This window comes from Agrobacterium sp. fls2-241-TYG-188a (assembly GCF_030209845.1).
Genome location: NZ_JARVRD010000002.1, coordinates 1022666 through 1044878 on the forward strand (window position 1 = coordinate 1022666; position 22213 = coordinate 1044878).

At 56.1% G+C, this 22213-nt stretch carries 21 protein-coding genes; 12 read left to right on the forward strand and 9 right to left on the reverse strand.

Annotated elements, in window-relative coordinates:
• Entirely contained in the window at positions 1–984 is a 984-nt protein-coding gene (locus QRN85_RS11710; RefSeq protein ID WP_284758150.1) for a TerC family protein, read from the reverse strand.
• 441 nt (positions 985–1425) lie between these two features.
• On the opposite strand from QRN85_RS11710, the gene rpsD reads away from it, so the two are divergent.
• A complete protein-coding gene (gene rpsD / locus QRN85_RS11715) occupies positions 1426–2043 on the forward strand; it encodes a 30S ribosomal protein S4 (protein WP_062589833.1) in 618 nt (205 codons plus the stop codon).
• A 179-nt stretch (positions 2044–2222) separates the two neighbouring features.
• Here rpsD and gph read toward each other — a convergent pair whose 3' ends face one another.
• Positions 2223–2912 carry a phosphoglycolate phosphatase gene (gph, locus tag QRN85_RS11720; RefSeq protein ID WP_284758152.1) on the reverse strand — a complete coding sequence of 230 codons (690 nt, stop codon included), beginning with the start codon at positions 2910–2912 and terminating at the stop codon, positions 2223–2225.
• 207 nt (positions 2913–3119) lie between these two features.
• Here gph and rpiA point away from each other — a divergent pair, with 207 nt between their 5' ends.
• The 4 genes from rpiA to QRN85_RS11740 all read left to right on the forward strand — a co-directional run bounded on the left by rpiA (position 3120) and on the right by QRN85_RS11740 (position 7531).
• Positions 3120–3818, forward strand: a complete 699-nt coding sequence (rpiA, locus tag QRN85_RS11725) for a ribose-5-phosphate isomerase RpiA (protein WP_284758154.1) — start codon at positions 3120–3122, stop codon at positions 3816–3818.
• A gap of 17 nt (positions 3819–3835) precedes the next feature.
• Positions 3836–4438: a DUF2059 domain-containing protein gene (locus QRN85_RS11730; protein ID WP_062589830.1), complete on the forward strand. Its 603-nt coding sequence runs from the start codon at positions 3836–3838 to the stop codon at positions 4436–4438.
• A 128-nt stretch (positions 4439–4566) separates the two neighbouring features.
• Positions 4567–5955 (forward strand): glutathione-disulfide reductase, encoded by a 1389-nt coding sequence (gene gor, locus QRN85_RS11735; RefSeq protein ID WP_284758157.1) that lies wholly within the window; start codon positions 4567–4569, stop codon positions 5953–5955.
• 199 nt (positions 5956–6154) lie between these two features.
• Positions 6155–7531: a class II 3-deoxy-7-phosphoheptulonate synthase gene (locus QRN85_RS11740; RefSeq protein WP_062589829.1), complete on the forward strand. Its 1377-nt coding sequence runs from the start codon at positions 6155–6157 to the stop codon at positions 7529–7531.
• Between the two features lie 74 nt (positions 7532–7605).
• On the opposite strand, the gene QRN85_RS11745 is transcribed toward QRN85_RS11740, so the two are convergent.
• From QRN85_RS11745 to QRN85_RS11770, 6 genes are all read right to left on the reverse strand, one after another.
• The gene (locus tag QRN85_RS11745; protein WP_284758160.1) at positions 7606–9336 is read right to left on the reverse strand and encodes a pilus assembly protein TadG-related protein; all 1731 of its coding nucleotides are present in this window, start codon (positions 9334–9336) and stop codon (positions 7606–7608) included.
• 1 nt (position 9337) lies between these two features.
• The gene (locus tag QRN85_RS11750) at positions 9338–9757 is read right to left on the reverse strand and encodes a TadE family protein (RefSeq protein ID WP_062589827.1); all 420 of its coding nucleotides are present in this window, start codon (positions 9755–9757) and stop codon (positions 9338–9340) included.
• 157 nt (positions 9758–9914) lie between these two features.
• Positions 9915–10754, reverse strand: a complete 840-nt coding sequence (gene radC / locus QRN85_RS11755; RefSeq protein WP_062589826.1) for a RadC family protein — start codon at positions 10752–10754, stop codon at positions 9915–9917.
• Between the two features lie 19 nt (positions 10755–10773).
• Positions 10774–11604: a type I methionyl aminopeptidase gene (map, locus tag QRN85_RS11760; protein WP_162726772.1), complete on the reverse strand. Its 831-nt coding sequence runs from the start codon at positions 11602–11604 to the stop codon at positions 10774–10776.
• Between the two features lie 32 nt (positions 11605–11636).
• Positions 11637–12356: a DNA/RNA nuclease SfsA gene (gene sfsA / locus QRN85_RS11765; protein WP_284758163.1), complete on the reverse strand. Its 720-nt coding sequence runs from the start codon at positions 12354–12356 to the stop codon at positions 11637–11639.
• A 26-nt stretch (positions 12357–12382) separates the two neighbouring features.
• Complete coding sequence (locus QRN85_RS11770) at positions 12383–14233, reverse strand: PHA/PHB synthase family protein (RefSeq protein WP_284758166.1); 1851 nt, start codon at positions 14231–14233, stop codon at positions 12383–12385.
• Between the two features lie 127 nt (positions 14234–14360).
• Between QRN85_RS11770 and QRN85_RS11775 the strand changes: the two genes are divergently transcribed.
• On the forward strand, positions 14361–14762 hold the full coding sequence (locus QRN85_RS11775; protein WP_112963449.1) for a hypothetical protein: 402 nt from the start codon (positions 14361–14363) through the stop codon (positions 14760–14762).
• Between the two features lie 272 nt (positions 14763–15034).
• On the opposite strand, the gene fnrN is transcribed toward QRN85_RS11775, so the two are convergent.
• Entirely contained in the window at positions 15035–15760 is a 726-nt protein-coding gene (gene fnrN / locus QRN85_RS11780) for a transcriptional regulator FnrN (RefSeq protein WP_112963450.1), read from the reverse strand.
• A gap of 201 nt (positions 15761–15961) precedes the next feature.
• Here fnrN and hemN point away from each other — a divergent pair, with 201 nt between their 5' ends.
• The 6 genes from hemN (at position 15962) to QRN85_RS11810 (ending at position 22204) form a co-directional block, all read left to right on the forward strand.
• Positions 15962–17311, forward strand: coding sequence for an oxygen-independent coproporphyrinogen III oxidase (hemN, locus tag QRN85_RS11785; RefSeq protein ID WP_113098605.1), 1350 nt, complete (start codon positions 15962–15964; stop codon positions 17309–17311).
• A 114-nt stretch (positions 17312–17425) separates the two neighbouring features.
• Entirely contained in the window at positions 17426–17710 is a 285-nt protein-coding gene (locus QRN85_RS11790) for an acyl carrier protein (protein ID WP_112963452.1), read from the forward strand.
• 208 nt (positions 17711–17918) lie between these two features.
• Complete coding sequence (locus QRN85_RS11795; RefSeq protein ID WP_062589921.1) at positions 17919–18398, forward strand: 3-hydroxyacyl-ACP dehydratase FabZ family protein; 480 nt, start codon at positions 17919–17921, stop codon at positions 18396–18398.
• 228 nt (positions 18399–18626) lie between these two features.
• Positions 18627–19823 (forward strand): beta-ketoacyl-ACP synthase, encoded by a 1197-nt coding sequence (locus QRN85_RS11800; protein ID WP_284758168.1) that lies wholly within the window; start codon positions 18627–18629, stop codon positions 19821–19823.
• A 12-nt stretch (positions 19824–19835) separates the two neighbouring features.
• The gene (locus tag QRN85_RS11805; RefSeq protein WP_113170627.1) at positions 19836–21122 is read left to right on the forward strand and encodes a beta-ketoacyl-ACP synthase; all 1287 of its coding nucleotides are present in this window, start codon (positions 19836–19838) and stop codon (positions 21120–21122) included.
• A 53-nt stretch (positions 21123–21175) separates the two neighbouring features.
• Positions 21176–22204, forward strand: coding sequence for a zinc-binding dehydrogenase (locus QRN85_RS11810; RefSeq protein WP_113093237.1), 1029 nt, complete (start codon positions 21176–21178; stop codon positions 22202–22204).
• Positions 22205–22213: the final 9 nt, after the last annotated feature.

Consider the following 22213-nt stretch of genomic DNA (forward strand, 5'->3'; position numbering starts at 1 on the left):
TTACTCGATCGTTTTCGCTTCCTTACGCGTAGCCAGAAGCGAACCGACTACACCCGTTACCAGAATGGCAACCGTGATGCCCAGCGAGAGGGCAGGCGGGATCTTTGCGATGCCCAGCATATCAGCCACGAAGATCTTGGAGCCGACGAAAACCAGAACCGCAGCCAGAGCATATTTCAGGTAAGCGAAGCGGTGCATCAGAGCTGCCAGCGCAAAGTAGAGCGCACGCAGACCAAGGATCGCGAAGATGTTCGACGTATAGACGATGAACGGGTCTGTCGTGATCGCGAAGATCGCAGGGATCGAGTCGACGGCGAAGATCAGGTCGGCGATTTCGACCATCACCAGCGCAAGGAACAGCGGCGTTACGAAGGTCTTCAGCTTGCCGGTTTTCGCATCGACTTCCTTGACGAGGAATTTCTCGCCGTGCAGCGTGTTCGTCACCGGCAGGTGACTGCGCAGAAACTTCAGAATCTTGTTGTTGCCGATATCGTTTTCGTCATGGTCGGACGAAAACAGCATCTTGAGACCGGTAAAGACAAGGAACGCGGCGAAGATATAAAGAACCCAGTGGAAGTTCTCAACGATGGCAGCGCCAGCAGCAATCATGATGCCGCGCAGGACGATAACGCCGAGGATACCCCACAGCAGCACACGGTGCTGGTATTGGCGGGGAATGGCAAAGTAGGAGAAAATCATCGCGATGATGAAAATGTTGTCCATCGCGAGGCTTTTTTCCACGACAAAGCCCGTCACGTATTCCATCGCCGACTGCTGGCCGGACTGGTACCAGATCCAGCCACCGAAGGCCAATCCGATGGCAATGTAGAAACCGGACATCAACATGCTTTCGCGGATGCCGATCTCCTTGGAGTTTTTATGCAGGACGCCAAGGTCGAGGGCAAGAAGTCCCAAAACCAGTGCAATGAAGACGCCCCACATCCAAGCGGGAGTGCCTAAAAAATCGATGAGCAAATAGTCCATCAGTCAACCTTTTTCCGGACGAGGTTGGCTTTACGGATGGGGAACGTGTGACAGACATAGACGTGGCCCCAACCTTAAGAGACTCGACATCGCGTATTGTCCGGAATACGCCAGAGGGGCCCGAGTCCTGATCACACTTGAAAAATAACGTGGCGAAAGCCGGATTCAAGAGGTGTCGGAAACTTTTTTCTCATTGACAATTCGATGACACAGACCTAGAAGCCGCATCAACACCGGGCAGCAATGCTCGGTGTGTTTCGTTGACTGCCTTGCAGTTTATAAACTGACGTTCGGTAGTCAACATCACCGACATGTCCCGTGGCTTCTCCATTCGCAAATGTGAGAAACCTGTCAGAGGTTCTTAAACGGACCTCAGAGGAGGGCGTGTTTCCTTGATCCGGTTTGGCAACAAACCGGTGTAACATTCTGAAAGGAAATACGATGAGCAAGCGCGAATCGTCCAAGTATAAAATTGACCGCCGTATGGGCGAAAACATCTGGGGTCGTCCTAAGTCCCCGGTAAACCGTCGCGAATACGGCCCAGGCCAGCACGGCCAGCGCCGCAAGGGCAAGATGAGCGACTTTGGCACGCAGCTGCGCGCCAAGCAGAAGCTCAAGGGTTACTATGGCGAACTGCGCGAAAAGCAGTTCCGCGCAACCTACGACGAAGCAAACCGTCGCAAGGGTGATACGTCCGAGAACCTGATCGGTCTGCTCGAGTCCCGTCTGGACGCGATCGTATACCGCGCAAAGTTCGTACCGACCGTTTTTGCTGCTCGCCAGTTCGTAAACCATGGCCACGTCACGGTTAACGGCGTTCGCGTCAACATCGGTTCTTACCGCTGCAAGGTTGGCGACGTTATCGAAGTTCGTCAGAAGTCCAAGCAGCTCGTAACCGTTCTGGAAGCTGTTGCTCTCGCAGAGCGTGACGTTCCTGACTACATCGAAGTTGATCACAACAAGATGGTTGCGACCTTCGCTCGCGTACCAGCTCTGTCTGACGTTCCATACCCGGTCGTCATGGAACCACACCTCGTGGTCGAATTCTACTCGCGTTAATAAACGCGTGTCAGCAATTGAAAAAGCCGCCCTTCGAGGCGGCTTTTTTATGCGTATTTTTTGGGTTTTACGCGACGTCATTCTAGGGCTTGTCCCTAGAATCTAATCACGTTGAATGTCGGGGTTCGTTAGATCCTAGGGACAGGCCCTAGGATGACGGAATAGAGGTTTGCGCCGTATCAAGCCGCAGCAACCCGCTTCGAAATCAGCCGCTCGATCATCGCGGCGTCCAGTTCGTCGTAACTATCGATCACCACAGATGGTTCAAGCTCCGCCATCGGCACATCCGTATAACCGAAGGTGACCCCGACTGATGGGATGCCTGCATTTTTGGCGGATGCGATATCGTTGAAACTGTCACCTACCATCACGCTCTTTGCCGCATCGCCGCCAGCCTTCTCGATTGTGCCGGTGATGTGACGCGCATCAGGCTTGCGCCATTCGAAGGTGTCACCACAGGTGACAGCAGCAAAGTGATGGGCAAGACCAAGCTTTTCGAGAAGAGGCAGTGCCAGTACCGTTGTCTTGTTGGTGCAGACCGCGAGTGTGTAGCCCGAAGCCGTCAATCTCTCCAGCGCCGCAACGATGCCGGGGTAGGGCTTGCTGTTACCGGGCATGGTCTCGAGGTAATAGGCAATGAAGCGCTCATAGAGCGGCTCCAGATCGTCATCCGAAAGCGGCGTATTTCGCAGGGCGAATGCCCGTTTGATCATGACGCGTGCGCCGTGGCCAACCAGATGCTTGAGGTCATCATAGGTTGTGGGTGCCAGCCCGGCAGCGGCAATGGCGTAGTTCAAACTGTCGATGAGATCGGGTGCCGTGTCGACCAATGTTCCGTCGAGGTCGAATATAACAAGGGGAGAAGTCAAGGAATGCCTCACAATGAGAAGGGTAGGTCTCTCCAAGGCTAAGCATTGACACGAAGATTTGCAATGAAACCTTTGGATCGTCACCTCATGCATTCCGAGGGGGCTTTTGTTTGGCAGTCGACCCGTGTAAACAGCACGCCAGCGTCCGGCTCCGAGAGTGGACCCGACGCGGATTGAGTTGTTGTTACACCCGGAGTTTGCAGCCGCATGGATGCCCGCCAAATGAAGATCAAGGCCGCAGAAGCGGCGTTGTCCCATGTCGAAGACGGAATGCGTCTTGGAATTGGTACCGGGTCTACGGCAGAAGAATTCGTCCGGCTTCTGGCGGAAAAAGTATCGGCAGGGCTGCGGGTTCAGGGCGTTCCAACATCCGAGCGGACGGCTCGTCTTTGTGTGGAACTTGGCGTGCCCCTCCAGTCCCTCGATGACCTTCCGGAACTGGATCTCACGATCGACGGTGCCGATGAGGTCGACCACGCCTTGCGGCTGGTGAAGGGTGGCGGCGGCGCGCTGCTTCGCGAAAAGATCGTTGCCGCAGCATCGACACGCGTCATCGTGATTGCAGATCAGAGCAAGGTCGTCGACACACTGGGCGCGTTTCCGCTACCAATAGAGATCAACATATTCGGTCAGGTCGCAACCCGCATTGCAATTGAAAAAGTGGCGTCGAGGCTTGGCCTTTCCGGCGTTATGACATTGCGTTCGCTGGAGGATGGACCCTTTAAAACCGACGGCGGACACCTTATTCTCGACGCATCTTTTGGCCGTATTCCTGATGCAGAAGCACTGGCACGCGAGCTGAACGCCATACCGGGTGTTGTCGAGCACGGACTTTTCATTAATCTGGCATCGCTTGCCATTATCGCCGGGCCGGATGGCGCGCGCGTGATGCAGGCGAAAATATAACAGGAGCGAGAGATTTCATGATCAACCTTGCGGGACTCGGCAAAGCTGCCGCTGCTTCGATCCTCATTTCCGGTATCGTCTTCGGTACCACAGTTCGGGCGCAGGAAATTTCCGAAGAGCATGTTGCCGCTGCCAAGCAGGCTATCGCCGCTCTAGGCGTCACGGATCGTTTTGACAACATCCTGCCGGGCCTTGCCGAGCGACTGAAGGCTGAACTCATCCAGGCCTCGCCAAACGTCCAGGACGCAATCACCGAGACTGTCGATGCGAAGGCTTTGGAGCTTGCGCCTCGCCGTGCCGACCTTGAGCGCGAAGCTGCCCTGACCTATGCGCGAGCTTTCTCGCTGGAAGAACTCAAGGCTATCTCGACATTCTACGGTAGTGAAACCGGCAAGAAGCTCTTGAAGGATGGTCCGATTGCAACGCGCGAACTGATGAAGGCTGCTGATATCTGGGCTGCGGGCATCAACCGCGATCTGAACACATCGAGCATGAGCGAGCTTCAGAAGGTTGCCGGTGCTGATCTTCAGCCTCTGCCAGCCAACAGCGCCAATGTCGGTGGCGCGCCCGGCGCACCTGCTGCTGCAGGCGCTGCACCTGCAGCCAAGCCAAAGCAGTAAGACTTTTCCCAAGGTCAGAATTTTTCAAAGCCCGGATGACAGTCCGGGCTTTTCATTTGTGTGCGGCAACACCTATATGAATGCCCAACGATATGGCCTGCGCCACCATCTCTTTCAGAGGCTTTTCCATGACATCCTATGACTATGATCTCTTCGTTATTGGCGGCGGTTCCGGCGGCGTCCGGAGTGCCCGCGTAGCCGCGTCGCTCGGCAAGCGCGTTGGTATCGCGGAAGAATATCGCTATGGCGGAACCTGCGTCATCAGAGGCTGTGTGCCGAAGAAGCTGTTCGTCTGTGCCTCGCAATTTCCCGAGCATTTCGAAGACTCCGCCGGCTTCGGCTGGACTGTGGGCGAGAGCAGCTTCGACTGGAAAAAGCTGGTCGCTGCAAAGGACAAGGAAATCGAGCGTTTAGAGGGGCTTTATCGCAAGGGCCTGGAGAATGCCAAGGCAGAGATATTCAACAGCCGTGCCGAACTTGTCGATGCGCATACCGTCAAACTCGTGCAAACGGGGAAAACCGTGACGGCGGAACGCATCGTCATCGCCGTGGGCGGCACACCGAATCCGCACGTGTCACTGCCTGGGCATGAGCTTACAATTTCTTCCAATGAGGCCTTCGACCTTCAGGAATTGCCAAGTTCGATCTTGATTGCCGGCGGTGGTTATATCGCTGTCGAATTCGCCAATATCTTCCACGGTCTCGGCGTCGAGACGACGCTGATTTATCGCGGCAAGGAGATACTTTCCCGCTTCGACAACGACATGCGGCAGGGTCTGCATGCGGCAATGGTCGAAAAGGGTATCCGCATCATCCTGGAAGATGTGATCCACGAGGTGAAGGAAGACGAAGCCGGTGGACTTGTGGCGCACACCAAGCAGGGACATTCCCTGAATGTGGGGCAGGTGATGCTGGCGCTTGGCCGCGATCCCAACACGCAAGGGCTTGGCTTGGAGAATGCGGGCGTTGCCATCAATGATCGGGGCGCGATCATCGTTGACGAATACTCCCGCACCAACGTACCCAGCATCTTCGCACTCGGTGATGTCACCGATCGGGTACAGCTGACGCCGGTCGCCATTCATGAAGCGATGTGCTTTATTGAGACCGAGTTCAAGAACAACCCCACCAAGCCTGATCACCACCTCATCGCGACCGCGGTGTTCTCGCAGCCTGAAATTGGCACCGTCGGCATTTCCGAGGAGGAAGCCGCTGCCAAATTCGAGGAAATCGAAGTCTACCGCGCACAGTTCCGGCCAATGAAGGCAACGCTTTCCGGTCGCTCGGAAAAGACGATCATGAAGCTCATCGTCAATGCAGCGGATCGCAAGGTCGTCGGCGCCCATATCCTTGGTCATGAGGCAGGCGAAATGGCCCAGCTTCTTGGCATCATCCTCAAGGCCGGCTGCACCAAGGACGACTTCGACGCCACCATGGCCGTCCACCCGACCGCATCCGAAGAACTGGTAACGATGTATTCGCCGAGCTACCGGATCAAGAACGGGGAAAGAATCTAGGTTCGCAACTTCTGACGGGATTTGAGTGCGAAAATTAAATCGGTTAGATTCGTTTTTCTCACTCGAATTGGCGGAAAATCCGGCTAAACGGCGCGGCGCTTCAAGGATCGGCTTTGCAAAGGTCGCCCTTGAAGCTATAAGCCGCGCAACTTTAGAGATCGCCAATAACGACAGAGTTGGCCTTAACCAGGTGGAAGACATGGCACAGAATTGGACGCCCGGTAGCTGGAGACACAAACCGATCCAGCAGGTTCCCGAATATCCGGATGCGGCAGCACTTTCGGCAACGGAAGCGACGCTTGCAACCTATCCGCCGCTGGTTTTTGCGGGTGAAGCGCGGCGCCTGAAAAAGCAGCTTGCCAGTGTTGCCGAAGGCGAAGCCTTCCTGCTTCAGGGTGGGGATTGCGCAGAGAGCTTCCTTGAGCACGGCGCTGACAATATTCGTGACTTCTTCCGCGCGTTTTTGCAGATGGCGGTCGTTCTGACCTATGGCGCGCAGCTTCCCGTGGTGAAGGTTGGCCGTATCGCTGGCCAGTTTGCCAAGCCACGCTCGTCGAACATCGAAACACTGGATGGCGTCAGCCTTCCGTCTTACCGTGGTGACATCATCAACGGTATCGAGTTCAACGAAGCATCGCGCATTCCAAGCCCTGAGCGCCAGCTGGACGCATACCGCCAGTCGGCTGCTACACTGAACCTTCTGCGCGCCTTCGCTATGGGTGGTTATGCCAATCTCGAAAACGTGCACCAGTGGATGCTCGGTTTCGTCAAGGATAGCCCGCAGGCGGACCGTTATCGCAAGCTTGCCAGCCGCATTTCCGAAACCATGGACTTCATGAAGGCCATCGGCATCACTGCGGAAAACCAGCCCAGCCTGCGCGAAACCGATTTCTTCACCAGCCACGAAGCGTTGCTGCTCGGCTATGAAGAAGCCTTGACCCGTATCGACTCGACATCGGGCGACTGGTACGCGACATCGGGCCACATGCTGTGGATTGGTGATCGTACGCGCCAGCTTGACCACGCCCATGTGGAATATTTCCGTGGCATCAAGAACCCGATCGGTCTGAAGTGCGGCCCGTCCTTGCAGCCGGACAATCTGATCGAGCTCATCGATGCGCTGAACCCATCCAACGAAGCCGGCCGTCTGACGCTTATCTGCCGCTTTGGTCATGACAAGGTTGCCGAGAGCCTACCGAAGTTGATCCGTGCCGTGGAAAAGGAAGGGCGCAAGGTCGTCTGGTCCTGTGATCCTATGCATGGCAACACGATCACGCTCAATCACTACAAGACGCGTCCATTCGAGCGCATTCTGTCGGAAGTCGAAAGCTTCTTCCAGATCCACCGCGCCGAAGGCACCCATCCAGGTGGCATCCACATCGAGATGACCGGCAAGGACGTGACCGAATGCACCGGTGGTGCGCGTACCGTTACTGCCGATTCGCTATCTGACCGCTACCACACGCATTGTGACCCGCGTCTCAACGCCGACCAGGCGCTGGAACTGGCCTTCCTGCTGTCCGAGCGCATGAAAAGCGGCCGTGACGAAAAGCGTATGGCTGTCGTCAACGGCTGATCGAGATCAATGAAAGCGAAAAGCCGTCGGAGCGATCCGGCGGCTTTTTTACGTTTTGGCAGAAACGCAAATGTTTATTGGACAAGGGCAGGATGCATACAGCGAAGATCAGTGACGCGAACATCTGCCGCGCCGAGCTTTACGCCCAGAACAAGCAAAGTGTTGTAAAGCAGGGTATCGATCGGCGTCGTCGCGGCTGAGAGTGTTTCCGAGAGTGCCGCCTGGACGGTCGCGTTGGAGCCGAGCGAGATAAAGAGAAGGTTGATATCAAGATCAGCATTTTTGAGAAGCGTCTTAATCAGTGAAGTCGAAGCGTCTTTTGTCGATATTGTCTTCGACAAGGCTTGGTCAATCTCACTTTGCCGGAAGGTAAGTTTCGTCTTTGTCAGGTTGGCGCTGTCCACATGGGACAATCCGCTCACCTTGAGAACGAGAGAGTCGACGATGGCCGTTCTGGTTACCCTTGGATCTTTGCCAAAATTGTTGAAGGCTGCCATATCCACCTGACCGAGGGAGAGTTCTGCGATGCCCGGCACCACCTCCACATCCACTGAGCCTGTGCCATTGGCACTGCAGCGAACGTCAGACAATTTCGCTTCGCCTGTCGCAACTTCCACATAAAGGGGAATATTGACGGTAAGCCCCAGCAGCGCCTTCAAGCCATCGACCTTGGTGTTGATGGACAGGCGCGTTTGAGCCGTTCTGACGATGGTGCCTGTTGCGCCCACGGCAAGCGGGGGCGTGCCAACCGGGGGCTCACCGATTGCCAGCGTCAGCTGGGTTGAGGCAAGTCCCGGTACAGTGATGCCAGTGTCGAGTGAAAGCTGCTTACCGCCATTGGCAGCCGTGGCCGCGGCGGAAATGAGATCGAAAACGCCGGCTTGCAGGTTGAGATTTTCTGCAGTCCCTATCTTCTTATCGAGAATGGGTTCCAACGCCATCAACCGTTCAAGCCGAAGCTTGACCGTTGTCTTGTTGACCAGCTTTTCGAGAGACTTTAGCGCAGTGTTGACAGCAGGTTTTCCCCCAGACGCCTTGTTCAGTGCAGCCAGAAATTTGCTGTAGGTAATCTCGGTTTGAAGAACATCTCGGTAGGTGCCCGCCGTCAGGTTGATATCGCTAGCCAGCGCGTCGACAACGGCCAGTGCGTTCACGTCAGCGGAAACCAGTGCCTGATAGTCCATCAGATTTAACGATATGTCTGTTCCCAAGAGCCCGCCGAGCAGGCCGTTCAGGAGACCGTTGTTCAAGCTTGCCAGGCGCGTGCCTATCGAAAAGGCTGCCAGCTTCTGGGCTGCAGCCGTGCCTGTCGCGCTGATCGTTGGTGATTGTGCGAAACTGCTGGCAAAATAGATGCGGCCCTTTTCAACGATGTTGACCTTCACAGCATTGTAGGGTGTCGCATTGGGAACGAAGCGTTGCCCCACAGCTATGCTGGCGTCGGGATAATATCGGCCTTTGACTATTTCGGCATAGCCATCGGTCGTTGAGAAAACGGTGTCTGGATCGAATGTGACGGTTCCGCTTGTCGTCAAGAGGGTGGAGTTCAACTTGACGCCCAAATTCTCATTGTTGATCTGAAAAAACTGCAGCACGGCCCGTTCGGGGTTGATTGCTGACGCCGCCGATACCGCCGCAAGATCAGCGGTGTTTTGCAACTGCCGCTTTTGCAGGGTGAGCGAACCATAATCCACACCCAGGGCCAGAACCCCCATGATGAGCGGGGAGGTGATGGCCGCCATGACAGCTATATTTCCGGAGCGATCCGAGGCGAGATGCCTGAACAAGGTCGTCCATTTCGGCATGTCATACTCCCCCGATACGGATTGTCGAAAAGCGGCGGATTGTCTTGTCAGGAAGGGCGTAGGTATAGAGGCTCCAGATCGGCAGTTCCGTGGCGTCATATTCGACGGTCACCGTGAACTGCGTTACGTTGAAAGGATCGCTGTCTACGGAAACATTCAGGTGGTTCTTGTCGAGGAAGACGTAATTCAGCGCGCTTTTGTCGATGAAGTCTTTGGCAAGGGCTTGCCGCTCAGGGGTGCTCATGCCAGCAATTGCTGTGCGAGCAGCATCTGCGGCGACCTGTTGCACCGCATAGGCCGCTGTCAGATAGATGCCGTAGGCAATCATGGTCAAAATCACGAGTATGAAGACCGGAGCGACGATGGCAAATTCGACCGCTGCTGATCCAGATCGATTACGGAAGATGTTTGCCATTCCCATGATGGCGCCCCCTGAAAATATGTTATTTTCGAAAAGGCTAAAACACGGAAATTGATTTTCTGTTAAGGAAAAGATTTCAACCCAGGGGCACATGCGCAAAAAAAATGCAAATGGCGGAACTTTTTTTGGGCTGGGTCGTTTTCGGGCGGCGTAGCCGTCAGATCAGCCGTAGGCCCTTGAAGCTAACGTGCCCATCCTTCCCGATTATGATGTGATCATGCACGGCAATTCCCAGTGGTTTTGCCGTGTCGACAATTGTCTTGGTCATGTCGATATCGGCTCGGGACGGGGTCGGATCTCCACTGGGATGATTGTGGACGAGGATGATCGCGGTGGAGGAAAGCTCGAGCGCCCGTCTCACGACTTCCCGGGGATAGACCGGCGTGTGATCAACAGTTCCTTGCCCCTGGACTTCATCTGCGATCAGCACATTTCTCTTGTCGAGAAATAGAATACGAAACTGCTCTCGTGATTCATGCGCCATTGCCGCATGGCAATAGTCAATCACAGAAGACCATGATCCCAACACCTGCTTGTTTCTGATTTCGCTTTTCAGCATCCGTTGTGATGCAGAGGCGATGAGCTTGAGATCGAGCGCAACCGCTTCCCCGACTCCTTTTACCTCTTGTAACAAGGCAACAGGCGCTCCCATGACGCCACCGAACGTGCCGAAGCGAGCAATCAGTGCCTTCGCAATTGGTTTTGTGTCACGCCGGGGAATGAGGCGGAACAGAAGAAGCTCCAGCAACTCATAGTCAGCCAGGGCTGCGTCGCCATTGTCGCGATATTTGGCACGGAGACGCTCACGATGACCGAGATAGTGGGCCCCATCGGCGTCAGGGGCAGGCGTCAACTCGCCCTTCATCTTCTTTGCGACCTGCCTGGGCTCAGCAAAAAAGCCGCGCTCATCCATGACTTCCGCAAGATCGTTGCTGTCGCCTTCCACGCCTGTTTCCGAATTGAACAACGTCGTCTGATCAGCGGGGCTTTTGGCCATTGGCATCGTCTCTCAAAAATTAGAGCGGCGGTAGTCCAGGGCGGTGGAGACCACCTGGCGAAAGTGTGAAAATCTCGCAGCCTGTTGCTGTCACGCCCACAGCATGTTCGTACTGGGCGGAGAGTGAGCGGTCCCGCGTGACTGCGGTCCATCCATCGGAAAGGACTTTCACATTTGGCTTGCCGAGATTGATCATCGGCTCGATCGTAAAGATCATGCCCTCGCGGATTTCGGGACCGTCGCTCTCCTTGCCATAGTGGAGAATGTTCGGCGTATCGTGAAACAGACGCCCCACGCCGTGCCCGCAGAAATCAGTAACGACTGAGCAACGCTCGGCTTCCGCATAGGCCTGGATTGCCGCGCCGATTGCCCCGGTGCGAACGCCCGGCCTTACCGCCGCAATGCCACGCATCAGGCACTCATAGGTCACTTCCAGAAGACGCTCCGACGCACGCTTGATCTGGCCGACGGGGTACATGCGGCTGGAGTCGCCGTACCAGCCGTCCAGAATATAGGTCACGTCAATATTGACGATGTCGCCTTCGCGCAGGGGTTTATCATCCGGAATGCCGTGGCAAACAACATGGTTGATGGAGGTGCAGACGGACTTGGTATAGCCGCGATAATTCAACGTGGCGGGAAGGGCGTCGTGATCCATCCCGAATTCGAAGACGAACCGGTCGATCGTATTGGTCGTGACGCCGGGTTTGACAAGGCTGGCCAGTTCATCAAGGCAGCGCGCCGTCAACTGACTGGCCTTGCGCATTCCTGCAAAATCCTCTGCGTTATACAAGCGAATAACGCCGGTATTTTTCATGGGTGCCGATGCTGCGTCGATGTAGGTGACCATTATAAAGCTTTCTTGTCCTTCAATGCTTTGTTTCATAAAGCAGCAGGGTGCCGGTCGTCTATTGCAACCATCTCGTTTGCTACGATTTCCTGTGCCGAAACGCTACATTTCATGGCGTAGGCCTCTACGCCACGCTTCCTGGCATGGTGGAATGCGACGGAGTAGGCGGGGTCCAGGTCATCGCAGATCCGGAAAAGGTCGCAGTCTGACCGCTGGATGACGTAGAGCATGACCGCGCGATACCCTGCCTGCGCTGCGTCGCCCAACTCTTCCAGATGCTTGACGCCCCGTTTGGTGGCCGTGTCGGGAAACTCTGCGAGCCCTTTCTGCCGAGTGAAATGTACATTCTTCACCTCGACATAGGCATCAGGCCTGCCATTTGCAGACAGGAGAAAGTCGATTCGCGAATTTTTGCCGTATCTTTGTTCGCGTTTTATTGTCGAATACCCGGCAAGAGATGGAATGGCCGCCGCGCCCAGCGCCTCCTGCACAAGTTTGTTGGGCATGGAGGTGTTGATGCCAACAATCGTCCCGTCCGCCTCCACGAGTTCAAGCATGTATCGATGCTTGCGTGTGGCGCTTTCGTGCTGTGACAACCATATGCGTGAGCCTGGCGTCGTCAGACCGCGCATCGACCCGGTGTTGGGGCAGGAACCTGTGATGGCCGTGCCATCTTCCAGCACCGCATCGAAAAGAAAGCGTTTATAACGGGAAACAAGTGTCGCGGGGACAAGTGGCGAATCAAACAACATGCCGCAGTGTCGTGTTCGCGGGTTTCTTATTCAAGAACATAGGTTCCGGGCGCGTCGCAAAGCGGTGTCAGGGCTCCTTCGCCGGGTATGCGGGCGGCAACCTGTTGTGTGTTGTGAGACGCAAGCCATTCCTGCCAGTGCGGCCACCACGAGCCCTTGTGAGCATCTGCGGACTGCTGCCAGTCATCGAAGTCACCTTCGGGTGACAAGTTGCGTGTCCAGTACTGGTACTTTTCCGCGTCCGGTGGATTGACCACACCGGCGATGTGGCCCGAAGCGCTGAGCACGAACTCTACCGGTCCGCCAAACAGGCCAGCACCAGTAAAGACCGATTTTGCCGGTGCGATGTGGTCTTCCCGGGCAGCGAGATCATAAACCGGGATTGTGACATCGCTCAGCTTGATGACCTTTCCAGCAACCTTCATCCGGCCTTCAGCGAGATTGTTCTCCAGATAGCAGTTTCGCAGATAGAAGGAATGGTTGGCCGCTGCCACGCGGGTGGAATCAGAATTCCAGTAGAGAAGATCAAAAGGCGGCGGCTGTGCCCCCCGCAGATAGTTATCCACCACGTAAGGCCAGACGAGATCGGATGCTCGGAGCATATTGAAGACACTGGCCATGATGGCGCCATCCAGATATCCGACCGCCTTCATATGAACATCGAGAGCCGCCAGTTGCTGCTCATCGATAAAGACCTTCAGATCGCCGGCATGGGTAAAATCCGTCTGGGCGGCAAGAAACGTCGCGGTCTTGATGCGGTGGTCGCTCGTCTGGGCGTGCAGGGCAAGAGTGGAGGCGAGCAGGGTTCCGCCAATGCAATATCCCACCGCGTTGACGTCATTTTCGCCTGTCGCCTGTTTGATGCTATCAAGGGCGAATTGGATTCCCTCTTCAATATAGTCATCCCAGCTTTTGTCCGCATGACGGCTGTCCGGATTGACCCATGAGATCATGAAAACGCTGTGGCCCTGATCGACGCACCATTTCACGAAGGATTTTCGCGCGTTGAGATCGAGAATGTAGAATTTGTTGATCCAGGGCGGAATGATCAGCAGCGGCTCTTTCCACACCGTTTCCGTTGATGGCGTGTATTGGATGATTTCGCACAGTTGGCTGCGGGCTATGACCTTGCCGGGCGTCACCGCGAGATTCTGGCCGATGACGAACTTGCTGTAATCCGTCTGGCGCAGTTTGATGTTGCCATTGCCAGCGGCCATGTCTTCGGCCAGTTGCGCCATGCCCTTGACGAGATTGGCACCGCTGGTTGCCACCGTCTCACGAAAGACCTGCGGGTTGGTAAAGGCGAAATTGGCGGGTGAAATCGCCTCCGTGACTTGCCGCATGTAAAAACGGGCCTTCTGCCGCGTCTTCTCATCCAGACCTTCTGCCTCGCTGACCATTTTTTCCGCCCAGGCGGCCGTTGCGAAGTAAATCTTCTGCAAGAGATCGAAGAACGGGTTCGTCTGCCAGGCCTCATCGGCAAATCGTTTGTGGGTGGTTTGGGCGCGCTCCTGCGCCTTGGTATCGTCCTGCCCGGAGGAATATTGTGAAAGCGATTTTTGCCAGATGTCGAAATAGCTCGAAAGAAGATGCGTTTGCGCCTCGATGGACCGTTTCGGCTCGGCCATCCAGTATTCGGCGACATCCGACATGGTCCGGACGAGATCGCTCATCGGGCTGGCAGAGGTCGGTGGAATCTCGCCACGCTCACGCGGTGCCAGCCATTCCGACGCCGCCTTGCCAAGATTTTCCAGAGCCCGCGCGACGTTCATGGCAAAAGCCTGAGGATCCCGCACGATATAGGCTTCGGCCGATTCGGCGGTAGAGCCCTCGGGCTTCTCCCCCTTGTCGTTCACTTCGCCATTCGTGCCCGCCATACATTGCCCTCCGGCGCATTTTTGTGTTTGCACATTCTGCATGAAAACGAATACAAGTTCCAGCAAAGCGACGCTCCGGATTCCGGCGTCCGGCATTCGAAGACTACGTTACAGGCGGGGCATAGACATGGGCAAGCATCTCGAACGCGTAAGAGCGGTAACCGCCCTGTCGATCTGCGGCATTCTTTTGCCACTGATAGGCGGATGCAGGAATCTCGATCCGGTGGTTGCGCCTGCGAATATGAAGCGCCCGGCAGCCCAGGTCGTCGGTCCGAGAACTGTCGATTCGTCGCCAGTTGCACAGAAGCGCGACACGGGAACCTATCCAACATTTGCAACGCCGATGACGGCTGCCTTGCCGCAAATGGAAAATGACGAAGCCAACACGATGGAGACGTCGATGACCCGGCTCGGCAATGCGCGCAGCAAGGGGCAGATTTCCGAAGCGGAATATAAGCGCCGTGTCGCGGAACTGCGCGCACTTTCGGCCCAGCAAAACCCCACGGCCACGCCTGCGGCGTCCCAGTGAGGCTTCGGTTAACGGCGCGTAAAAGCGCCTGATTGAATCCTAACCGTTCGGGTAAGCGCCGGATTACCGCGTTCCTTAAGCCAGCATAGTAAAGTTGGACGTATAATGCCCCCTAATGGCACAGAGTGTCGGTGGCGCTGGGGGGCGTGAAAAATGAAATGCTTCTTTGTCTGTCTGGTGTTTGCCGCTACGCTGTTCAATGCAGCGCAAGCTAAGGCGCCCTATGTGATGGCCGTTCATCTCGGCCATCCAACTTGAGCGCCTTTTTAGACTCAGTCGTTGCCCGCTGCAAAGTTCAGCGCAGCCATGTCTGGCACCGTGATGTGGCGGTTATTCTCGATCTGGATAATGTTGTCCTTGCGCAGCTTTGTCATCTGGCGGCTGACCGTTTCAATGGTCAGACCCAGAAAGTCTGCAATGTCGGCGCGTGACAGCGGCAAGTCGAAGCAGGATTTGTCCGTTTTTTCGGGGTCGATATGAGTTGCGATCAAATAGAGGAAGCTTGCAACTTTCTCCTGAGCGGATTTACGACCGAGCGTGAGCATCCAATCGCGTGCTTCATCCAGTTCCTTAAGCGACTGGCTGTGAAGCTTGCGCTCCATCCCGGGCACACTGCTGACCATCCTGTCTATGACACGACGAGGAAAGCTGCAGATTTCAAGATCCGTAGCCGCTTCGGCACTCATGCTGCTTTCGGCTATGAAGGGCCGCCCAAGAAAATCAGGAGCGAACTGCAAACCGACGATCTGTTGACGACCGTCCGACATCATTTTTGAAAGCTTTACGACGCCCCTCAATATATTGGCGTAATAGGGAACCTGCTCACCCTGTCCAAGCAGTTCCGTACCCTGATCAATCTTCTTTCGTGCCGAGTGTCGATTGAGTTCCGCCAGTTGCTCGGGAACCAATACCCCACACAATCCACCATGCCGTGCTTCGCACGCACGGCACACGACAGGAATTTCTGAATTATGTACGTTTCGTTGCAGCGTATCCATCGTTCAAGTTCCGATCAAAAGATCAAGGCAATGAAATGCAACTCTCACGATGTGCTCTCGCTCGCCCCGATAAGCCGATATCCCCCTCGGCTTTTATTGCTCGATGTTTACACCGGGACTTGATCGAAGTCAAAGTTGCAAACTGTCGCAGGTTGTATCGCTGGTCGCAGAATTGATACATGCCAAGGGGGGAAACACACCGTGACAGAGCACCTCATTCGGAAATATGCCAATCCCGTACCGCGTTACACGAGCTATCCGACAGCTCCGCATTTTCACGAGGGGGTTGATTCGCAGGTCTATGAGACATGGCTCCACGCCATCGACGCTGAAAACCGGATTTCGCTTTATCTGCACATTCCCTATTGCGACCGTCTTTGCTGGTTTTGTGCCTGTCACACCAAGCATACGCTAAAGTATGAACCCATAGCGGCGTACCTGAAGTCGTTGCACCGCGAGATCAAGAAGGTCGGCGGCATCGTCTCCAAGGATGCAAGGGTCACCGCCGTGCATTTCGGTGGTGGTTCACCCACGATGCTTAAGCCGGAGGACATGATTGCGCTGATGGACTGTCTTCGCTCGTCCTTCTCCTTTGGCTCGGATGTTGAAATCAGTGTCGAGATGGACCCGAACGATCTGGATGAAGAGCGTTATGATGCTCTTGCTGCCATCGGCATGACGCGAGCAAGTCTGGGGGTTCAGGACTTCGATCCCAAGGTTCAGCGGACGATCAACCGTCTCCAGAGCTTCGAGCAAACCAAAAGCGTGGTCGATGCAGTCCGGGCGAGGGGCGTGCATTCCGTCAACTGCGACATTCTCTATGGATTGCCGCACCAGACGACGGAGACCCTGCGCGATACCGTCCGGCAGATTGTCTCGCTTGATCCGGACCGCGTTGCGCTTTTTGGATACGCGCACGTGCCCTGGATGAAGAAGCATCAGACCTTGATACCGGAAAAGGCGCTACCTGATGTAGCGGAGCGTTACCGTCAAATGACGACAGCTACCGAAATGCTGATCGCTGCCGGATATGTCAGCATCGGCATCGACCATTTTGCCAAGGCCACCGACACGCTGGCGATAGCCTTGAAAGACGGCGCACTGAAGCGGAATTTCCAGGGCTATACGGATGACTGCGCGGATGTGCTGATAGGGCTGGGGGCTTCGGCAATCGGCAAGCTGCCTCAAGGTTACGTCCAGAACATGCCTGCCACCGGCGAATATGAACGGATGGCGGATGGTGACGATCTCTGTGTCGTGCGCGGCATCGAACTGTCGCTCGACGACCGGGTGCGCGCTTTCGTCATCGAGCGCCTGATGTGTGATTTTTCGCTGGATCTCGATTCGCTGGCGAGCCTCTACGGTCCGGCCGCTTCGGTGGCGATTGCGGAAGCAAGGCAATTTGCCGAGAGCGAACGAGACGGCCTTGTGACGATGCAGGGCGATGTTTTCAGCCTGACCGATACGGGAAAACCTTTCGCAAGAAGCATCGCCGCATCCTTCGATACCTATCTCTCGAATGGCCGGGGACGCCATTCGGTTGCTGTTTGAGCAACACTTTGCGCTGAAAATTCAATGATCCACCACGAAACCATTGGCTTTTTAGAGCAAGTTGCCTATGTGGTGCGTCTGAATAGATCTAATGGATAAGACACACGAAGGATTATGGGCGTGACAGCTACATTCGACAAGGTTGCAGACATTATCGCTGACACCAGCGAAATCGACCGCGAGACCATTACGCCGGAAAGCCACACGATCGACGATCTGGGCATCGACAGCCTCGACTTTCTGGACATCGTATTTGCAATCGACAAGGAATTCGGCATCAAGATTCCGCTCGAGCAGTGGACGCAGGAAGTCAACGAAGGCAAGGTTTCGACCGAGGAATACTTCGTTCTGAAAAACCTCTGCGCCAAGATCGACGAGCTGAAGGCTGCCAAGGCCTGATTTCGGAAGACGCGATGACGGGCACACTGTATCCGTCATCGCGGCGCCGCACTGAATCGATTGCGGCCAAGTTGATGATCGCATGCGATTTTTTGCCGCGCAGAGGCGCGGCGGCTCGCTCCCGGATCACATCCGGGATGATGGACGTGTCGTGCGGCACCTCTCCGGCGCAGCCGAACCCTCCACACACCTATGTCACGGACGGAACATGCTTCTAGAATATTTTCAGATGGTGGACCGCATCGAGTCACTGGACAAGTCTGCCCGGATTCTCAAGGCGCGGTCGGTTGTTCCTGCTCAAAGCCCGGTGTTTGAAGGGCACTTTCCCGGGATGCCGCTTGTGCCTGGTGTGTTGCTCATAGAAACGATGGCGCAGGTCTCGGGAATGCTCGTTCTGGCAATGACCGATTTTGCAGCCATGCCTTTTCTCATGAGCGTTGATGGCGCCAAGATGCGCACCTTTGTAGAGCCAAATGCCGTTCTCGACATTGAGGCCTATCTGGAGCACGACGGTTCTGGATTTGCCGTGACGAAGGCGAAAATCACATCCGATGGCAAGAAGGTTTGTGACGCACAATTGAAGCTCAGAACCATGCCCTTCAGCGATATTCCCCTTGGCCCCATCGTGCGCAAGCGTGCGGAAGAGGTGGGCCTGATGGCCGCGATTGCGGCCGACCAGTCCGTCTGACCCGGTTTTATGTGACGCGGGCAGGGTGGTACTGGTCCTGACCAATCTCGCTCTCCTGCGTCCCAACTGCTTATAATTGACGAAAACTCATGCGTTGGGCGCGGTCTTTGGGCCTTCGCCATTGCAAAGCCGCATCGTGGGCATTATTCCGCATGGCACACGCGGTAACATACCGTTTTGGAAAGCTCGCCGGACCAAATCTGATCGGCAGGCGACGAAGGATGACAGATGATGAAATCTGACAATGATGTGGTGATCACCGGGGTCGGTATCGTAACGTGCCATGGCGTCGGTGTGGATGCCCATGTTGCGCTTCTTTCTGCAAAGGCAGCCCCTGATCCAATCGTCGAGACTGAGAAATTCGCGCCCTATCCCATTCACCCATTGCCAGAGATTGACTGGTCGAGCCAGATTGGCCGCAAGGATCAGCGGCAGATGGAAAACTGGCAGCGGCTCGGCGTTTTTGCAGCCGGTCTCGCGCTCGATGACGCCGGGTTGAAGGAAGATGCTGAAGCCTGCGGCACGATGGACATGATCGTGGCTGCCGGCGGTGGCGAGCGCGATATCAATGTCGATACGTTGATTGTGGATGAGGGCCTTAAACGCAACGACCGTGAGGTCATGTTGAATGAGAAGCTGACCACCGAACTGCGTCCAACGCTGTTTCTTGCCCAGCTCTCCAATCTCATGGCCGGAAATATCTCCATCGTTCACAAGGTTACCGGATCATCGCGCACATTTATGGGCGAAGAGGCTGCGGGCATTTCTGCAGTAGAAACGGCGTTTCATCGCATTCGCTCGGGCGAATCCAGCCATGCGCTGGTTGGCGGCGCTTTCGCCGCAGAACGCCCTGACATGACGTTGCTGTTCGAGGCAATCGGTGCACATGCACAAGGCCAATGGCAGCCTCTGTGGTCTCGCTCCGAAGGCGAGGGCGGCGGCATGATCACCGGCTCCGTCGGCGCTTTCCTGGTGCTGGAATCCCGCAAGCGTGCCAGCGCGCGCGGTGCCAAGGTCTATGCGCGCATTGACGCCATCGAGGGCGATCGTGGCAGCCGTGAAGACGGAAAGTTCGAGACCCGGCTCGAGCGTTTGCTGGCCCCTGCAAGGGATGGCGCTGAAACGGTGATTTTCTCCGGTGCAAGTGGCTATGACGCGGTAACCACGCGGGAGCGCGACGTTCTCTCAAAGGCTTTGCCTGCATCGGCCATCCGTGGCTTCGGTGGTGTCACCGGGCATGGACTTGAGGCGCAATTTCCGCTGGGGCTCGCCTTGGCGGCACTTGCGCTGGAAAGCGGCGCTGCGGTTCCAGCGTTTGACCCGGCATTTGAAAAGGCTGCAACCTCCGCACCGGCACAGGCCGTGGTGACGGCAGTCGGCCATGTTCGCGGCGAAGGCGTTGCCGTTCTTTCCAGAGATGTGTGAGGAGTAGACACCATGGCGTCCAGCAATTTCAAGGACCACCTCGGTCGCCCCATCGTTGCCGTTACCGGCATGGGCATCATCACATCGCTTGGCCAAGGGCTTCAGGACAACTGGGCAGCCTTGACCTCGGGCAAATCCGGCATTCACAAGATCACCCGTTTCCCGACGGAAAACCTTTCGACGAAAATCTGCGGCACGGTCGATTTCATCGACATTCCCAAGCCGAACTCGGTCGAGCGTTCCTTCGCCTTCGCGCGGGAAACCACGATCGAAGCTCTGGCGCAGGCTGGCCTTTCCGGTGACTTCAACGGACCACTCTTTCTGGCAGCTCCTCCCATCGAGCCCGAATGGAGCGCGCGCTTTGAGTTGGCTGACCGTTCGCCACCGGCTGCAAGGCCGGGCGATGCCTATGATCGCTTCATGGCCGCTCTTCGCGAACGTCCAGACCCGCAATTCCAGGAAGCGGCGCTGTTTGGCGCTATTTCCGAGCGTTTGGCCGATCGTTTCGGCACGCGTGGTCTGCCCGTTACGCTGTCCACTGCCTGCGCTTCCGGCGCAACGGCCATTCAGCTTGGTGTGGAGGCCATTCGGCAGGGTCGCACAGACCGGGCGCTAACGGTGGCTACAGACGGTTCAGTCAGTGCGGAAGCATTGATCAGGTTCTCGCTACTGTCGGCGTTGTCGACCCAGAACGATCCGCCAGAAAAGGCTTCTAAGCCATTCAGCAAGGATCGTGATGGATTTGTGATTGCAGAAGGCGCAGCCACGCTTGTTCTGGAATCGCTTGAAGCTGCCGTGGCTCGCGGTGCGAAAATCCTCGGCGTCATCAAGGGAGCCGGTGAGAAGGCCGACAGCTTCCATCGCACGCGCTCCTCACCGGACGGCGGCCCTGCGATTGCTACCATCCATGCTGCTCTCGCTGATGCGGGTGTTGCTGCAGCCGATATTGGCTACATCAATGCGCATGGCACCTCGACTCCGGAAAACGACAAGATGGAGTACAGCTCGATGCTCGCCGTCTTCGGCGAAGGGCTTAAATCCATTCCCGTATCGTCCAACAAATCGATGATTGGCCACACATTGACTGCGGCGGGTGCGGTTGAAGCCGTATTCTCGCTGCAAACCATGTTGACCGGGACATTGCCGCCAACCATCAATTACAACAATCCGGATCCGACAATTGCGCTGGATGTTGTGCCGAACGTGAAGCGGGATGCGCAGGTCAGCGCTGTCCTTTCGAACTCCTTCGGTTTCGGTGGACAGAACGCAAGCCTTGTCATGACGCGGGAACCCGCTTAATCGGTGTTCCAGTTTAAAAACAAAAACAACGCCTTCGGGCGAAGGACTTCATTATGCGCGCCTTGCAACTCGTAGATGATCGTAAGCTTGAAAAAGTTGAACTGCCCGAACCCGAGGCGCCGGCGCCCGGTGAGGTGACGCTGCGCGTCAAGGCGGTGGCTTTGAACCATATCGATGTCTGGGGCTGGCGTGGTATGGCCTTTGCCAAGCGCAAGATGCCGCTGACAATCGGCGCGGAAGCCTCGGGCGTGGTTGAGGCAATCGGTCCGGGCGTTTCCAATGTTCTGCCGGGTCAGCTGGTTTCCATCTATGGCGCACGCACCTGTGGGCTCTGCCGCCACTGCGTCGAGGGTCGCGACAACCTCTGCGAAAACGTTGCCGGTGTTCATGGCTTCCACTTGGACGGCTTCGCTCAGGAAAAGATGAATATTCCAGCCCGTCAGCTCGTTCCGGCACCGCCTGGCGTTGACGCAATTGGCGCGGCTCTTGCCCCGGTAACATTCGGTACCGTCGAGCACATGTTGTTCGACAATGCCAAGCTGCAGCCAGGCGAGACCATTCTCATTCACGCAGGCGGTTCCGGTATCGGCACTGCGGCAATCCAGCTCGCCAAGAAAATGGGCTGCACCGTCATCACCACCGTTGGCTCTGATGACAAGATCGAGCGCGCCAAGGCGCTGGGTGCTGACCATGTCATCAATTACCGCACAGACCGGTTCGAGGGCGTTGTCCGCAAGCTGACGAAGAAGAAGGGCGTGGACGTTGTCTTCGAACATGTGGGCAAGGACACCTGGGCAGGCTCCATGTTCTCGCTGAAGCGCGGCGGCCGTCTGGTGACTTGCGGCTCCACCTCAGGCGTGTCGACGGACATCAATCTGATGATGCTTTTCCAACAACAGCTCAAACTGCTCGGATCCTTCGGATGCCGGATGGAAAACATGGCCGATGCCATGCAGAAAATGGCACGGGGCCTCGTCCACCCGGTTATCGATACGGAAGTGACATTCGACACGATCGAGAAGGCGCTGGAGCGGATGGAAACCCGTCAGGTCTTCGGCAAAATCGTTCTTCGGATGGACTGACGCCATTGA

Bases quoted from the DNA above. Each gene is read 5' to 3' on its own strand.
- fnrN (WP_112963450.1), bottom strand. From the start codon at position 15,760: ATGGATACGCTGCAACGAAACGTACATAATTCAGAAATTCCTGTCGTG.
- QRN85_RS11750 (WP_062589827.1), bottom strand. From the start codon at position 9,757: ATGGGAATGGCAAACATCTTCCGTAATCGATCTGGATCAGCAGCGGTC.
- map (WP_162726772.1), bottom strand. From the start codon at position 11,604: ATGGTCACCTACATCGACGCAGCATCGGCACCCATGAAAAATACCGGC.
- gor (WP_284758157.1), top strand. From the start codon at position 4,567: ATGACATCCTATGACTATGATCTCTTCGTTATTGGCGGCGGTTCCGGC.
- QRN85_RS11795 (WP_062589921.1), top strand. From the start codon at position 17,919: ATGCTTCTAGAATATTTTCAGATGGTGGACCGCATCGAGTCACTGGAC.
- QRN85_RS11805 (WP_113170627.1), top strand. From the start codon at position 19,836: ATGGCGTCCAGCAATTTCAAGGACCACCTCGGTCGCCCCATCGTTGCC.
- QRN85_RS11740 (WP_062589829.1), top strand. From the start codon at position 6,155: ATGGCACAGAATTGGACGCCCGGTAGCTGGAGACACAAACCGATCCAG.
- QRN85_RS11710 (WP_284758150.1), bottom strand. From the start codon at position 984: ATGGACTATTTGCTCATCGATTTTTTAGGCACTCCCGCTTGGATGTGG.
- QRN85_RS11730 (WP_062589830.1), top strand. From the start codon at position 3,836: ATGATCAACCTTGCGGGACTCGGCAAAGCTGCCGCTGCTTCGATCCTC.
- QRN85_RS11770 (WP_284758166.1), bottom strand. From the start codon at position 14,233: ATGGCGGGCACGAATGGCGAAGTGAACGACAAGGGGGAGAAGCCCGAG.
- rpiA (WP_284758154.1), top strand. From the start codon at position 3,120: ATGGATGCCCGCCAAATGAAGATCAAGGCCGCAGAAGCGGCGTTGTCC.
- QRN85_RS11810 (WP_113093237.1), top strand. From the start codon at position 21,176: ATGCGCGCCTTGCAACTCGTAGATGATCGTAAGCTTGAAAAAGTTGAA.
- QRN85_RS11775 (WP_112963449.1), top strand. From the start codon at position 14,361: ATGGGCAAGCATCTCGAACGCGTAAGAGCGGTAACCGCCCTGTCGATC.
- sfsA (WP_284758163.1), bottom strand. From the start codon at position 12,356: ATGTTGTTTGATTCGCCACTTGTCCCCGCGACACTTGTTTCCCGTTAT.
- radC (WP_062589826.1), bottom strand. From the start codon at position 10,754: ATGGCCAAAAGCCCCGCTGATCAGACGACGTTGTTCAATTCGGAAACA.
- QRN85_RS11745 (WP_284758160.1), bottom strand. From the start codon at position 9,336: ATGCCGAAATGGACGACCTTGTTCAGGCATCTCGCCTCGGATCGCTCC.
- QRN85_RS11790 (WP_112963452.1), top strand. From the start codon at position 17,426: ATGGGCGTGACAGCTACATTCGACAAGGTTGCAGACATTATCGCTGAC.
- QRN85_RS11800 (WP_284758168.1), top strand. From the start codon at position 18,627: ATGATGAAATCTGACAATGATGTGGTGATCACCGGGGTCGGTATCGTA.
- rpsD (WP_062589833.1), top strand. From the start codon at position 1,426: ATGAGCAAGCGCGAATCGTCCAAGTATAAAATTGACCGCCGTATGGGC.